We start from the raw sequence: 13,462 nt of genomic DNA on the forward strand, positions 1-13,462 counted from the left end.
GATTGAAACTCTCAATTTTAACGGCGGTTCCGATACGAGATGGGTGCAAACGACTTTGTGACGATCTTTTTCCTGGTGGCAGCGGTGCTGATCTTCTTTCAGCTCCGTAGCGTCCTTGGCCGCCGTACGGGGAACGAGAAGCCGCCGCGCGATCTCTACGGTTCCCCCGATTCGGCTACGGGTCCGACCGTACCGGATGCCGGCAAGGTAGTGACCCTGCCGCGCCGCGATGCAGCCGAGGATGAAGATCGTTTTGCGGCCATCGACGCCTTTGCGGCAGCCGGCACGCCGCTCAACGATTCGCTGCGCGAATTGAGCAAGGCCGATCCCAGCTTCAATCCGAAGGAATTCGTCAATGGCGCCCGCATGGCCTATGAGATGATCGTCATGGCCTTTGCCGATGGCGATCGCAAGGCGCTGAAGGGCCTGTTGTCGCGCGAGGTCTATGAAGGCTTCGATGCCGCCATTACAGAGCGCGAAACCAGGGGCGAAAAGGTAAAGTCCACCTTTGTCGGCATCGACAAGGCCGATATCGTCACCGCCGAGATGAAGGGGACGGAAGCCTTCGTGACGATGCGCATCGTCAGCCAGATGATTTCGGCGACCTACGATAAGGCCGGCACGCTGATTGACGGAGACGCCGAGGCGGTTGCCGAGATCAGCGATCTCTGGACCTTTGCCCGCGACAGCCGTTCGCGCGACCCGAACTGGAAACTCGTGGCGACCGAATCCGAACAATGACGACCCCATCGCAGGATTTCAGGCTTGAGCCGGCAACCTTCGCCGATCTGAAGGGCTGGAAGGACGACGATCCTTCCAGCCTTTTTCGTGCCATGAAGGACTGTCGGGACCATATCAGAGATGTAAAGCCCTACCGCACCGGTGCCGCCGGGCTGACCGCGAACGACCTCCTGACCCTGCTTGACGATGCAGAAGGCTACGCGCCCACGGACGTTGCCGAGGCCCGCGCCTTCTTCGAAGAACGCTGCCAGCCCTTTTTTATTCGCCGCGGCGACGGCGCCAGAGGTTTCGTAACAGCCTTCTATGAGCCGGAGATTGCAGTCTCCGCAACACCGGACGAGACCTATCGCTATCCGTTCTATCGCCGGCCGGACGATCTGATCGATCTCGACGATACCAACCGGCCCGCGAATCTCGATCCATCCTATATGTTCGGTCGTCTCAAGGATGGGAACATCTCCGCCTATCCGGACCGCGGCGAGATTGATCGGGGTTATCTGGAGGGCAGGGGCTTGGAGATCGCCTGGGCAAAGTCCAAGGTCGATGTCTTCTTTGTGCATGTGCAGGGCGCGGCGCGATTGCTCTATCCCGATGGACGCATGGGCCGCATCACCTATGCCGCCAAGGCCGGCCATCCCTTCTCGGCCGTCGGCCGCCTGCTGATTGACCGCGGCGTGCTCGATCGCGCGACGATTTCGATGCAGACGATCCGCGATTGGCTCTATGCCCATCCGCAGGAAGTCGATGAGGTCCTGTGGCACAACAGGTCCTACATCTTTTTCCGCGAGGCCGATGTCAGCGATCCGACGCTTGGTCCGATCGCAGCGGCGAAAGTGCCGCTGGTCGCCGGGCGCTCGCTGGCGGTCGACCGGCTGATCCACACCTTCGGCTTTCCTTTCTTCATCCAGTCGGAAAGCTTGACGCATCTCGACGGCGGCAAACCTTTCGGGCGGCTGATGCTGGCGCTCGATACCGGCTCAGCGATCGTCGGCCCGGCGCGTGGGGATATTTTTACCGGTTCCGGCTACGATGCGGGAGAGCTTGCCGGTACCGTGCGCAACGATGCGGATTTTTATATATTGGTTCCGAAGGCGGCAGCTCAGAGGTTCGGCTGATGGCTTCAGAACGACAGACCAAGGAACGAAAGCTCAGCACGGACGAGCGCATTCTCTGGGGCAAGGTGGCGAAAAGCACTCGGCCAATGCCGGAACGGCTCGCCGATATCGAAGCTTTCGACGAGGTTCTGGCGGCAGAGGCACGGGCGGAGGAGACCGCACGTGCCGAGAAGGAGAAAGCTTCGGCAGCGTCCCGAGATTCGCAAATTCCGCCGCCACCGGCCAAACCGCCTTCCGGCGCGCACCATCCGCTGGAGCGGCCGGTCAAGCGTAAGATCGCCAAGGGCCGGCTGGCGCTGGAAGCGCGGATCGACCTTCACGGGCTGATCCAGAGCGAGGCGCATGCGATGCTCCTCGATTTTCTTCTCCGCGCGCATCAGCGCGGCCTTCGCCATGTGCTAGTCATCACCGGCAAGGGCAGTTCCATGGGCAGCGAGGGTGCCTTGAAGCGTGCCGTGCCGATGTGGTTCTCCAAGCCGGAATTCCGGTTCCTGATTTCGTCCTATGAGACGGCGGCGCAGCATCATGGCGGCGACGGCGCCCTCTATATCCGCCTGTCGCGACTGAAAGGCGAGAAGCTGTGACCCCCTTTGGCGAAGCGGTAAGAAAGCTGAGAGCGCGCAAGGGTGTCTCGCAGAAGGAAATGGCCGCGGCGCTGAACGTGACTCCGGCTTATTTATCCGCTTTAGAACACGGAAAGCGCGGCACGCCGACTTTCGATCTGCTGCAGCGCATTGCCGGATATTTCAACATCATCTGGGACGAGGCGGAGGAATTGTTCCTCGTGGCACGCTTTTCCGACCCGCGCGTCGTCATCGACACCTCGGGCCTGGCGCCGGAATATACGGCCTTTGTCAATCGGTTGGCGGGCCGGATTCGCAGCCTCGATGCGGCAACGATTGGGGAGCTGTCCGAGCTTCTCGAAAATGCCGGCAAAAGCGGCTGAAAACCGCCTTAATCCCCTGCTTTATGCCTGATATGAGGGGCCTTCCATTTGGAAGTTCGGGGCGAAACATCCTATATTCAGGGAAAGAAAAACCGCTGATTCGGTAGAGATCGGCAGGGTTCTCTAAAACACTGGAAAGACTTCAATATATGACCGATACATCCGTAACCGAAAACGGCGGCAATGCCGAGTATGGCGCAGATTCCATCAAGGTTCTGAAGGGCCTTGATGCCGTGCGCAAGCGCCCCGGCATGTACATCGGCGACACGGATGACGGTTCGGGCCTGCACCACATGGTCTATGAGGTTGTCGACAACGCCATCGACGAGGCGCTGGCCGGCCATGCGGACATCGTTACGGTGACGCTCAATCCCGATGGTTCGGTGACCGTCACCGACAACGGCCGCGGCATCCCGACGGATATTCACACTGGCGAAGGCGTTTCCGCAGCCGAGGTCATCATGACCCAGCTCCACGCCGGCGGTAAATTCGACCAGAACTCCTACAAGGTCTCCGGCGGCCTGCACGGCGTCGGCGTTTCTGTCGTCAATGCCTTGTCCGTCTGGCTGAAACTGAAGATCCGCCGTCAAGGCAAGATCCATGAAATGAGCTTCACCCACGGCGTCGCCGACGCGCCGCTCAAGGAGACGGGTGATGCCGGCGCCGAGACCGGCACCGAAGTCAGCTTCATGCCGAGCTCGCAGACCTTTACCATGACGGAATTCGACTATGCGACGCTGGAACATCGCCTGCGCGAGCTTGCGTTCCTGAACTCCGGCGTCCGCATTCTTCTGACCGATAAGCGTCATTCCGACATCAGGCAGGAAGAGATGATCTATGACGGAGGCCTTGAGGCTTTCGTCGCCTTTCTCGATCGCGCCAAGAAGCCGCTGGTCGAAAAGCCGGTATCCATCCGTGGTGAAAAGGATGGCATCACCGTCGAAGTGGCGATGTGGTGGAACGACAGCTACCATGAAAACGTGCTCTGCTTCACCAACAACATCCCGCAGCGCGACGGTGGCACGCATATGGCGGGCTTCCGTGGCGCGCTGACACGCCAGATCACCTCCTATGCTGATACTTCCGGCATTACCAAGAAGGAAAAGGTGACGCTGACGGGCGATGATTGCCGCGAAGGCCTGACGGCGGTGCTTTCGGTCAAGGTTCCGGACCCGAAATTCTCCTCGCAGACTAAGGACAAGCTGGTGTCGTCGGAAGTGCGGCCGGTGGTCGAAAGCCTTGTCAACGAGGCGCTGAACACCTGGCTCGAAGAACATCCCGCCGATGCGAAGGTGCTGGTCGGCAAGGTCGTCGAAGCCGCCGCCGCCCGCGAAGCTGCCCGCAAGGCGCGCGAACTGACCCGGCGGAAGGGCGCGCTGGATATCGCTTCTCTCCCCGGTAAGCTTGCCGACTGCTCCGAACGCGATCCGGCCAAGTCCGAAGTCTTTCTGGTCGAGGGTGACTCGGCAGGCGGTTCGGCCAAGCAGGGCCGCTCGCGCGAAAACCAGGCGATCCTGCCGCTGCGCGGTAAGATCCTCAATGTCGAGCGCGCCCGCTTCGACAAGATGCTGTCGAGCCAGGAAATCGGCACGCTGATCACCGCACTCGGCACCGGCATCGGCAAGGACGAATTCAACGCCGACAAGCTGCGCTATCATAAGATCATCATCATGACGGACGCTGACGTAGACGGCGCCCATATTCGCACGCTGCTGCTCACCTTCTTCTTCCGGCAGATGCCTGATCTTATCGAGCGCGGCCATCTCTATATCGCTCAGCCGCCGCTCTATAAGGTGACGCGCGGCAAGTCGGTGCAATATGTGAAGGACGAGAAGGCGCTGGAGGAATATCTGATCGGCCAGGGTCTCGATGATGCCAGCCTGCGTCTCGGCACCGGTGAGGTTCGCGCCGGCCAGGATCTGCGGGAGGTCATTTCGGACGCCCTGCGTCTGCGCACGCTACTCGACAATCTGCATTCGCGTTATAACCGTTCCGTCATCGAACAAGCGGCGATTGCCGGCGCTCTGAATGCCGAACTCGTCAGCAACCAGGCACGTGCCGAAAGCCTGGTAAATGATGTCGCCAACCGGCTCGACATCATTGCCGAAGAAACTGAACGCGGCTGGACCGGCGGGCTCACCAGCGAAGGCGGCTTGCGTTTCGAGCGCATGGTGCGGGGCGTCAAGGAAGTCGTCGTTCTCGATATGGCGCTGATCGGCTCGCAGGACGCGCGCCTTATCGATCAGCTCGCCTCGCGCCTCAAGGAGATCTATAATCTGCCGCCGAAGCTCGTTCGCCGCGACGGCGAAACCGAGATTTCCGGTCCGCGCATGCTGCTGGAAACCATCTTTGCCAGTGGCCGCAAGGGTCTCACCATGCAGCGCTACAAGGGTCTTGGCGAAATGAATGCCGAGCAGCTTTGGGAAACGACACTCGATCCGAACGTCCGTTCGCTGCTGCAGGTCAAGGTCGCCGATGCGACCGATGCCGACGGTTTGTTTGCCCGGCTCATGGGCGACGAGGTGGAACCCCGGCGCGAATTCATTCAGGACAACGCCCTCAGCGTCGCCAATCTCGATATTTGACCGCCAATTTCAGAAATCAAAAAAGGCCCGCCTGAAGATCAGGCGGGCCTTTCCGTTTTAATATCAATTACTTGGCGATGAAGGTGCCGTTAAAGGCGACTTCGGAAAGCGGCTTGCGGTGGTTCGGCACTTCGCGTTCCCTCAGCTTCTCCGGAAGCTGATCCCTGTCGCCAACCTTGCCGATCGCAACGGCCGCCTCGACGCGGAAGCCTTCCGGAATGCCGAGAACTTCATAGGATTTCTCGACATGGAAACCGCCCATGCCGTGCGCTGCGTAGCCGGCTAGGTGCGCCTGCAGCGCCAGGAAGCCCCAGGCCGTACCAGTGTCGAAGGAGTGGCTGTAGTTGGGCTTCTGCTCGGCGGAGCCGAGTTCGCCGTTATGAGTGCGCGAAACGACGAAAAGCAGCGCCGCGGCGGATTTCGCCCAGCTCTGGTTGAACTCGATCAGCAGATCGAGGAATTTCTCCCAGTTTTCCGAGCCGCGCAGTGCGTAGACAAAGCGCCAGGGCTGCAGATTGGAGGCGGACGGCGCCCAGTGGGCGGCTTCCAGAATGGTCAGGAGATCGGCCTCCGGCATGGTTTCGTCGGAGAAGGCACGCGGCGACCAACGGTCGAGAAAGAGCTTGTCGATCGGATATTGCGATTCGCGGGTGTTGCTGGACGTCATGGGATTCTTTCCATCTGAGGGAGGCAGTCGCGGACCGTTGGGAGCGGACGAAGCGACTGGCTTTGGAGGATGCGAAGCGAACCTATACCCCGCTTGCGTCCGCAGTCCAGACCACGTCGAGCTCTTCGCGGAAGGCAAATCGCTTGAGGTGATCGGCCACCACATTCTGCATGCGCTCGAGGTCCTGCGGATTTTCGACGTGCAGGGTCATCAGCAAAGCGGAAGCATCGGCCGAAAACTCGACGGAGGTTTCGGGGCTGAACGGCACTTTGCCGGCGGTTTCGTTGAATTCGACGATGAATTTGTGACTCCAGTGCTTGCAAAGCTGCTGCAGATAGCGACTGGCATGGTCGGTTTTCACGGAAGAAACGGAAGTAGGCATAGGGGGCTCCGATAACTGGAATATAGGAGGCAAGTTTATAGTCGTATCCGGCGCTGCCCGGTAGACAGTCTGTTTCAACATTACGTTATTTCGGTGAAATCCGATTTCGCTATGATCGCGCCCAACAGAACGCGCGCGAATTGGAGACAGAACCTTGCTGGTGAACGGAAAGTGGATGGAAGACTGGCAGCCCGTCCAGGCCAAGGATGAAAAGGGCGGCTTCGTTCGCCAGACATCGAGCTTCCGCAATTGGGTGACATCGGATGGGCGACCAGGCCCGACGGGTGAGGGTGGTTTTGCAGCCGAAGCCGGCCGTTACCATCTCTATGTCGCGCTGATCTGCCCCTGGGCTTCGCGCACGCTCATCGGCCGCAAGCTGAAGGGTTTGGAAGAGGTCATTTCCGTATCGGTGGTCGAGCCGGCCTTGAGCAAGCAAGGCTGGCGGTTCGGCGATTACCCCGGCGCGACCGACGATCCGGTCAACGGCGCCAGCTATGTGCACGAAATCTATACGAAGGCCGATCCGCTCTTCTCCGGCCGCGCCACCGTGCCGGTGCTTTGGGACAAGCGGAAGGGCACGATCGTCAACAACGAATCCGCTGATATTCTGCGCATGTTGAACGACGGTTTCGGCGATCTCGCCAGCCATGCGATCGATCTTTATCCGGCCGGCCGGCGCGAAGATATCGATGCTTTCAGCGCCCGCATCTATCCGGTCCTCAACAATGGCGTCTACCGCACCGGTTTCGCGACGACACAGATCGCCTATGAAGAAGCCTTCCGCGATGTGTTCGATTGCCTCGATTGGGTTGAAGGCGAACTGGAGGGCAAGGACTTCCTCTTCGCCGAGCACCCGACCGAGAGCGACATCAGGCTTTTCGTGACCCTCGTTCGCTTCGATCTTGCCTATCACGGCCTGTTCAAATGCAATCTCCGCCGCCTGTCGGACTATGCCAACCTCCAGGCCTTCTGCCGTCGCATGCTCGATTGGCCCGGCATCGCCGAGACCGTCAGCTTCGACCATATCAAGCGCGGCTATTACTCCATCGCGGCACTCAATCCGACTGGAATTGTGCCGGCTGGCCCTGCGCTCGACGAGCTTTTCTGATACTCGACCGCCTCAGAAAACCGGTCTAAGGTCGCCTCGTTCTGACGAAGTGTGGAGGCGGTCATGGATTGGGAGGAGTTTCGGCGCTGGTCGGAAAAGGCGGCGGATTGGGGGGCGGACTATCGCGCATCGCTCCGCGACCGGCCGGTGCGGGCCCAGACGAAGCCCGGCGAAATCGCAGCGCATATCGCGGATTCTCCGCCCGAATCCGGCGAAGCGATGGAGGATATCTTCAAGGATTTTGAGGATATCCTCGTTCCCGGCATGACGCACTGGCAGCACCCGCGCTTCTTCGCCTATTTCCCCGCCAATGCCGCCCCGGTCTCGGTCGTCGCCGAATATCTCGTCAGCGCGATCGCCGCCCAATGCATGCTCTGGCAGACCTCGCCTTCCGCCACCGAGCTGGAAACCAAGGTAGTCGACTGGCTGCGCCAGGCACTTGGATTGCCCGAGGGCTTCACCGGCGTCATCCAGGATTCCGCCTCGACGGCGACGCTGGCAGCGGTTCTGGTCATGCGCGAACGAGCGCTCGGCTGGCAGGGCAACAGTCAAGGGCTTGCGGCGAACAAAACCATCCGCATCTATTCCACCGATCAGGTCCATACGTCGATCGATCGCGCCATCTGGATATCCGGCATCGGCTCGGAGAACCTGGTCCGTATCCCTTCCATCGGCCCGAACCACGCTATGGATACCGAGGCGCTCGCTGCTGCGATCGAACAGGATCGCGCGGCGGGCCTGCTGCCGGCCGGCGTCATCGCGTGTGTTGGCGGCACGAGTATCGGCGGCTGCGATGATATTGCAGCGGTCGCCGAAGTCGCACACGCCCAAGGGCTCTATGTGCATGTCGACGCAGCCTGGGCCGGCTCGGCCATGATCTGCCCCGAATTCCGGGCGTTGTGGCAGGGCGTCGAACAGGCCGATTCCATCGTCTTCAATCCGCATAAATGGCTTGGTGCGCAGTTCGATTGCTCCGTGCAGTTCATCCGCGAGCCGGAATCCCTTGTGCGGACGCTGGCAATTCATCCGGAATTTCTGCGCACCCATGGTCACGATGGTATCATCAATTATTCCGAATGGTCCGTGCCGCTCGGTCGCCGCTTCCGCGCGCTGAAACTCTGGTTCCTGTTGCGCTATCACGGTCTCGAAGGCCTGCGCACGATGATCCGCAACCATGTTGCCTGGTCCGAGACCCTGGCAAAACGTCTGGCCGCCGAGCCGGATTTCGAGATCGTCACCAAGCCGTTCCTGTCGCTCTTCTCCTTCGATCACAAGGCACCCGCCGGCATCGAGCAGGAAAGCCATACCCAGCGCCTGATTGCCGCCATCAACAATGATGGCCGCATCTATCTGACGCAGACGCGGGTCGATGGCAGGCTGGTCATTCGCTTTCAGGCCGGACAGTTCGAGACGACGGCGGAAGATGTCGATATCGCCTTTGCCACCATTGTCGAAATCGCGCGCTCCTTGCCATCGTCATAGGAACGCCGTTGTTCCGGTGCAGGCGGGCGAGACATGTTAGGCCAGAAATCGATGGGTGACACTGATGAATAATTCGTTCATATATGGTGAAACCAATCTCATCTTTGAAAATGCAGGGAAGGAAGACCTATGAAATTGTTGCGTGTTGGCGATGCCGGCAAGGAAAAGCCGGCGCTTCTGGATAGCGACGGCAAGATCCGCGATCTCTCCGCTCACGTCGCCGATATCGGCGGCGAGGCGATTTCGCCTGCCGGCCTGGCGAAGATCGCCGCGCTCGATCCGAAGAGCCTGCCGGAATTGGCGGAAGGCCGTATCGGCGCTTGCGTCGCCGGCACCGGCAAGTTCATCTGCATCGGCCTGAACTTCTCCGACCATGCCGCCGAAACCGGCGCCACCGTGCCGCCGGAGCCGATCATCTTCATGAAGGCAACTTCTGCCATCGTCGGCCCGAACGACAACGTGCTGATCCCACGCGGCTCGGAAAAGACCGATTGGGAAGTCGAGCTCGGCGTGGTCATCGGCAAGACCGCGAAATACGTCAGCGAGGCCGACGCATTGGATTATGTCGCCGGTTACTGCGTTTCCCACGACGTCTCCGAACGCGGCTTCCAGACTGAGCGTTCGGGACAGTGGACCAAGGGCAAGTCCTGCGACACCTTCGGCCCGATCGGCCCCTGGCTCGTCACCAAGGACGAAGTCGCCGATCCGCAGAAGCTTGGCATGTGGCTGAAGGTCAACGGCCAGATGATGCAGAACGGCTCGACCAAGACCATGGTCTATGGCGTCGCCTACCTCGTCTCGTATCTCAGCCAGTTCATGTCGCTGCATCCGGGCGATGTCATCTCCACGGGCACGCCTCCGGGCGTCGGCATGGGCATGAAGCCGCCGCAATATCTGAAGCCCGGCGACGTCGTCGAGCTCGGCATGGAAGGTCTCGGCACGCAGCGTCAAACCTTCCTGGCTGACGCTTGATGAACGTGCACGATCAGGAACTTTAACGTTTTGAGACCATTATTGATGCCGGAGAGACGATTCTCCGGCATTTTTACATGCGCAAGATTCCGAAAGGGTTATGTTGCCCTGCAACAAAAACTGATAGTCTCAACAGAAAGAGCTTCATGGACGAGGCGCGCGCTGGGGGTAGCGTTCTCGTCTGATCACCTCGAAAGGTAATGATTTTATGTTTTATCAGCTTTATGAACTCAATCATGCCGCCCTCGCACCCTTCCGCGCCGCTGCCGACATGATGCGCCTGGCCTATGCCAATCCGCTAAACCCTCTGTCCCATACGATGCTTGGCCGCACGTTGACGGCAAGTCTCGAAGTCTTCGAGCGCACCACCCGCCGCTACGGCAAGCCGGAATTCGGCCTGCCTGAAACCTCGATCGAAGGAAAGCCGGTCTCGGTCTACGAAAAGATCGTCTGGAACAAGCCCTTCTGCAATCTCATCCATTTCGAGCGCAGCCTGCCCGCCGGCCATGGCAGCGATCCGCGCATCCTGATTGTCGCGCCGATGTCGGGTCACTATGCGACGCTGCTGCGCGGGACGGTAGAAGCGCTGCTACCTAATGCCGATATCTACATCACCGATTGGATCGATGCCCGCATGGTGCCGATGACCGAAGGCACCTTCGATCTGGAAGATTACATCGATTACGTCATCGAGATGCTGCATCATCTCGGGCCGGACACCCATGTCATTGCCGTCTGTCAGCCCTCCGTGCCGGTCCTGGCCGCAGCCGCGGTGATGGAAGCGGCCGGCGATCCGCTGTCGCCCTCGTCGATGACGCTGATGGGTGGTCCGATCGACACGCGCATCAACCCGACGGCAGTAAACCAGCTTGCCAAGGACAGGCCGCTCGAATGGTTCGCCGACAATGTCGTCATGAACGTGCCCTGGCCGCAGCCGGGCTTCATGCGCCCGGTCTATCCCGGTTTCCTGCAGCTCTCCGGCTTCATGTCGATGAACCTCGACCGGCACATGATCGCGCATAAGGACTTCTTCATGCACCTCGTCAAGAACGACGGCGAGCCGGAGAAGCACCGCGATTTCTATGACGAATATCTGGCGGTCATGGATCTGACGGCGGAATTCTACCTGCAGACCGTCGATCAGGTGTTCATGAAGCACGCGCTGCCGAAGGGTGAGCTGACGCACCGCGGCCAGCGCGTCGATCCGACGGCGATCCGTAATGTCGCCCTGCTGACAGTCGAAGGCGAAAACGACGACATTTCCGGTGTCGGTCAAACCAAGGCGGCGCAGACCATCTGCACCAACATTCCCGACGATATGCGGATGCACTACCTGCAGCCGGATGTCGGCCATTACGGCGTCTTCAACGGTTCGCGTTTCCGTCGCGAAATCGCGCCGCGCATCGTCGCTTTCACCCGCGAACATAGCCGCACCGGAAAGCCAGTGGTCAAGCGTGTGATCAAGGGCGGCAAATCTGCCTGAAATTGCAAATAATTAGCTTTTGTTGAATTATTGGGCCGGATTCAAGGGCTTGTCCGATTTTCCCGGCAAAAGCCATTGAAGGCTCACGAAGAGGTTACCATCTCGATTCCAGCGGTTCGGCATGTGGCCGGGCCGCCTTACTGCGAGGATACCTCACGATGAACCACCAGTCAGCATTGCTTCGCCCGGATTGGACTCCGGCTACCATTGCCCTGATGATACTTGGCTTCGTGGTCTTCTGGCCTCTGGGTCTCGCCATGCTTGCCTATATTCTCTTCGGCGAACGCCTGAGAGATTTCAAACGGGATGTGAACCAGAAGGCCGACGGCATGTTTGCCGGCTGCGGCCGCCACCGCGGCCGTTATCGCCAGCATTTTTCCACCGGCAATGTCGCCTTCGACGATTGGCGCCGGGCAGAGCTGGAGCGCCTCGAAGAGGAGCGCCGCAAACTCGATGAAATGCGTGCCGAGTTCGACACCTACGTCCGCGAACTGCGCCGCGCCAAGGATCAGGAAGAGTTCGACCGTTTCATGCGCGACCGTAACAACGTCAAGCGCAACGATGACAACGGCCCGGCTTCCGAATTTAAAACGCCGTAATTACAACAGCTTTTCCAGTCAGAACCGGCATCCGGCGATGCCGGTTTTTCTTTGCCAGAAACCCCAGCGAATCGTATAAAACTGCTTTTCATGTTTCCGCTTTCGTCCAGATCCCGCCGACCTGTTCCCAAGCCGCCCGCGCCGGAAACGCGCACCTTGGACGTGGCCGGGCGGCTGATGCCCCTGACGATCCGTCAGCATGAGCGCGCAACGCGGATCACGCTCAGGATCGAGCCCGGCGGACGGGCGCTGAAGATGACCATTCCGCGCGGCCTCGCCGCCCGCGAGGTCAATGCCTTCCTCGACCGGCATCAGGGCTGGCTGCTGACCAAGCTTGCGAAATTCTCCACCCAGGCAAATCTTCAGAGCGGCAGCGAAATCCTCCTGCGCGGTATCCGCCATCGCATCGAGCATACCGGCAGCCTGCGCGGCCTGACCGAGGCTGTCAACGCCGATGGTTTGCCAGTGCTGCGTGTCAGCGGCCTGCCGGAACATGCCGGCCGGCGCATCGCCACCTTCCTCAAGAAGGAGGCCCGCGCCGATCTGGAAAAGCTGGTGGCGTTGCACGCGAAAGCGATCCGCGCCACGGTCTCCTCCATCAGCATGAAGGATACCCGCAGCCGCTGGGGTTCCTGCTCCTCGGGCGGAAATCTGAGCTTCTCCTGGCGCATCGTCATGGCGCCGCCGCTGGTGATCGACTATCTCGCCGCCCACGAGGTCGCGCACCTACGCGAAATGAACCACGGCCCGCGCTTCTGGGCCCTCTGCCGCAAGCTCTGCCCCGACATGGACGAAGCCAAGGCCTGGCTGAAGCGTCATGGCAGCCAGCTGCACGCGATCGATTTTGATTGAGCAGGCCGCGGAAGGCGGCTGAACTTCCTCATTCGACGGCGTTGTCAGGCGCAGCAATGCGGATGGGACGTGTTCCAATCTGCGCGCCGGTTGCCCGGTCGATGGTGACGGGATCGATTTCGGTACCCGTCTCGGCGTCGAAAAACCGGGTCACATCATTGCAGGGGCGATGCTTCCGTCCCCATGCTCCAATCGCAAACAGCACGGGAAGGAAGTCCTGGCCCGCCTCTGTCAGCACGTATTCATCGCGCGGAGGCCGCTCCGAGTAGCGTCGCTTTTCCAGCAGACCATCTTCCGTAAGCGCGGCCAGTCGGGCAGTCAGCATTGTCGGCGCGATGCCAAGGCTCTTGCGGAATTCGTCAAAGCGAGTGAGCCCCGTATGGGCGTCCCGCATGATCAGCATGCTCCACGCATCGCCTACCAATGCAAGGCTGCGGGCGATGAGGCATGGCTGGTTCGAAAGATTCTTCATGTCGATATCTTTTTGATAGTGACTTACTACTGAATTGATAGTAACAGGTTGTTCGTTG

The 13,462-nt window shown here is 60.1% G+C and carries 14 protein-coding genes; 11 read left to right on the forward strand and 3 right to left on the reverse strand.

What is annotated here, in order from left to right; translation table 11 throughout:
- Nucleotides 1–39: 39 nt before the first annotated feature.
- From N2601_RS17415 to gyrB, 5 genes are all read left to right on the forward strand, one after another.
- Nucleotides 40–741 carry a Tim44/TimA family putative adaptor protein gene (locus N2601_RS17415; protein WP_104821437.1) on the forward strand — a complete coding sequence of 234 codons (702 nt, stop codon included), beginning with the start codon at nucleotides 40–42 and terminating at the stop codon, nucleotides 739–741.
- On the forward strand, nucleotides 738–1,856 hold the full coding sequence (gene mltA, locus N2601_RS17420) for a murein transglycosylase A (protein ID WP_104821438.1): 1,119 nt from the start codon (nucleotides 738–740) through the stop codon (nucleotides 1,854–1,856). Before N2601_RS17415 ends, mltA begins: the two co-directional genes overlap by 4 nt.
- Nucleotides 1,856–2,440, forward strand: coding sequence for a Smr/MutS family protein (locus N2601_RS17425; protein ID WP_104821439.1), 585 nt, complete (start codon nucleotides 1,856–1,858; stop codon nucleotides 2,438–2,440). Before mltA ends, N2601_RS17425 begins: the two co-directional genes overlap by 1 nt.
- Nucleotides 2,437–2,802 (forward strand): helix-turn-helix domain-containing protein, encoded by a 366-nt coding sequence (locus N2601_RS17430; RefSeq protein ID WP_104821440.1) that lies wholly within the window; start codon nucleotides 2,437–2,439, stop codon nucleotides 2,800–2,802. Before N2601_RS17425 ends, N2601_RS17430 begins: the two co-directional genes overlap by 4 nt.
- A 149-nt stretch (nucleotides 2,803–2,951) precedes the next feature.
- Complete coding sequence (gyrB, locus tag N2601_RS17435) at nucleotides 2,952–5,387, forward strand: DNA topoisomerase (ATP-hydrolyzing) subunit B (protein WP_104821441.1); 2,436 nt, start codon at nucleotides 2,952–2,954, stop codon at nucleotides 5,385–5,387.
- Between the two features lie 67 nt (nucleotides 5,388–5,454).
- On the opposite strand, the gene N2601_RS17440 is transcribed toward gyrB, so the two are convergent.
- Together N2601_RS17440 and N2601_RS17445 are read right to left on the reverse strand one after the other, a co-directional pair.
- Nucleotides 5,455–6,054, reverse strand: a complete 600-nt coding sequence (locus N2601_RS17440; protein WP_104821442.1) for a nitroreductase family protein — start codon at nucleotides 6,052–6,054, stop codon at nucleotides 5,455–5,457.
- Between the two features lie 82 nt (nucleotides 6,055–6,136).
- Nucleotides 6,137–6,436 (reverse strand): DUF2218 domain-containing protein, encoded by a 300-nt coding sequence (locus N2601_RS17445; RefSeq protein ID WP_104821443.1) that lies wholly within the window; start codon nucleotides 6,434–6,436, stop codon nucleotides 6,137–6,139.
- A 154-nt stretch (nucleotides 6,437–6,590) separates the two neighbouring features.
- On the opposite strand from N2601_RS17445, the gene N2601_RS17450 reads away from it, so the two are divergent.
- From N2601_RS17450 to N2601_RS17475, 6 genes are all read left to right on the forward strand, one after another.
- On the forward strand, nucleotides 6,591–7,544 hold the full coding sequence (locus N2601_RS17450) for a glutathione S-transferase family protein (RefSeq protein WP_104821444.1): 954 nt from the start codon (nucleotides 6,591–6,593) through the stop codon (nucleotides 7,542–7,544).
- 63 nt (nucleotides 7,545–7,607) lie between these two features.
- Complete coding sequence (locus tag N2601_RS17455; RefSeq protein WP_104821445.1) at nucleotides 7,608–9,026, forward strand: pyridoxal phosphate-dependent decarboxylase family protein; 1,419 nt, start codon at nucleotides 7,608–7,610, stop codon at nucleotides 9,024–9,026.
- Between the two features lie 129 nt (nucleotides 9,027–9,155).
- The gene (locus N2601_RS17460) at nucleotides 9,156–9,998 is read left to right on the forward strand and encodes a fumarylacetoacetate hydrolase family protein (RefSeq protein ID WP_104821446.1); all 843 of its coding nucleotides are present in this window, start codon (nucleotides 9,156–9,158) and stop codon (nucleotides 9,996–9,998) included.
- Between the two features lie 208 nt (nucleotides 9,999–10,206).
- Complete coding sequence (gene phaZ / locus N2601_RS17465; protein ID WP_104821447.1) at nucleotides 10,207–11,481, forward strand: polyhydroxyalkanoate depolymerase; 1,275 nt, start codon at nucleotides 10,207–10,209, stop codon at nucleotides 11,479–11,481.
- A 158-nt stretch (nucleotides 11,482–11,639) separates the two neighbouring features.
- A complete protein-coding gene (locus N2601_RS17470) occupies nucleotides 11,640–12,080 on the forward strand; it encodes a DUF2852 domain-containing protein (RefSeq protein ID WP_104821448.1) in 441 nt (146 codons plus the stop codon).
- Between the two features lie 90 nt (nucleotides 12,081–12,170).
- Nucleotides 12,171–12,932: a M48 family metallopeptidase gene (locus N2601_RS17475; RefSeq protein WP_104821449.1), complete on the forward strand. Its 762-nt coding sequence runs from the start codon at nucleotides 12,171–12,173 to the stop codon at nucleotides 12,930–12,932.
- Nucleotides 12,933–12,960: 28 nt separating this feature from the next.
- Here N2601_RS17475 and N2601_RS17480 read toward each other — a convergent pair whose 3' ends face one another.
- A complete protein-coding gene (locus tag N2601_RS17480) occupies nucleotides 12,961–13,404 on the reverse strand; it encodes a winged helix-turn-helix transcriptional regulator (protein WP_104821450.1) in 444 nt (147 codons plus the stop codon).
- Nucleotides 13,405–13,462: the final 58 nt, after the last annotated feature.

The organism is Rhizobium sp. CB3060, from assembly GCF_025200735.1.
GTDB lineage: Bacteria > Pseudomonadota > Alphaproteobacteria > Rhizobiales > Rhizobiaceae > Rhizobium.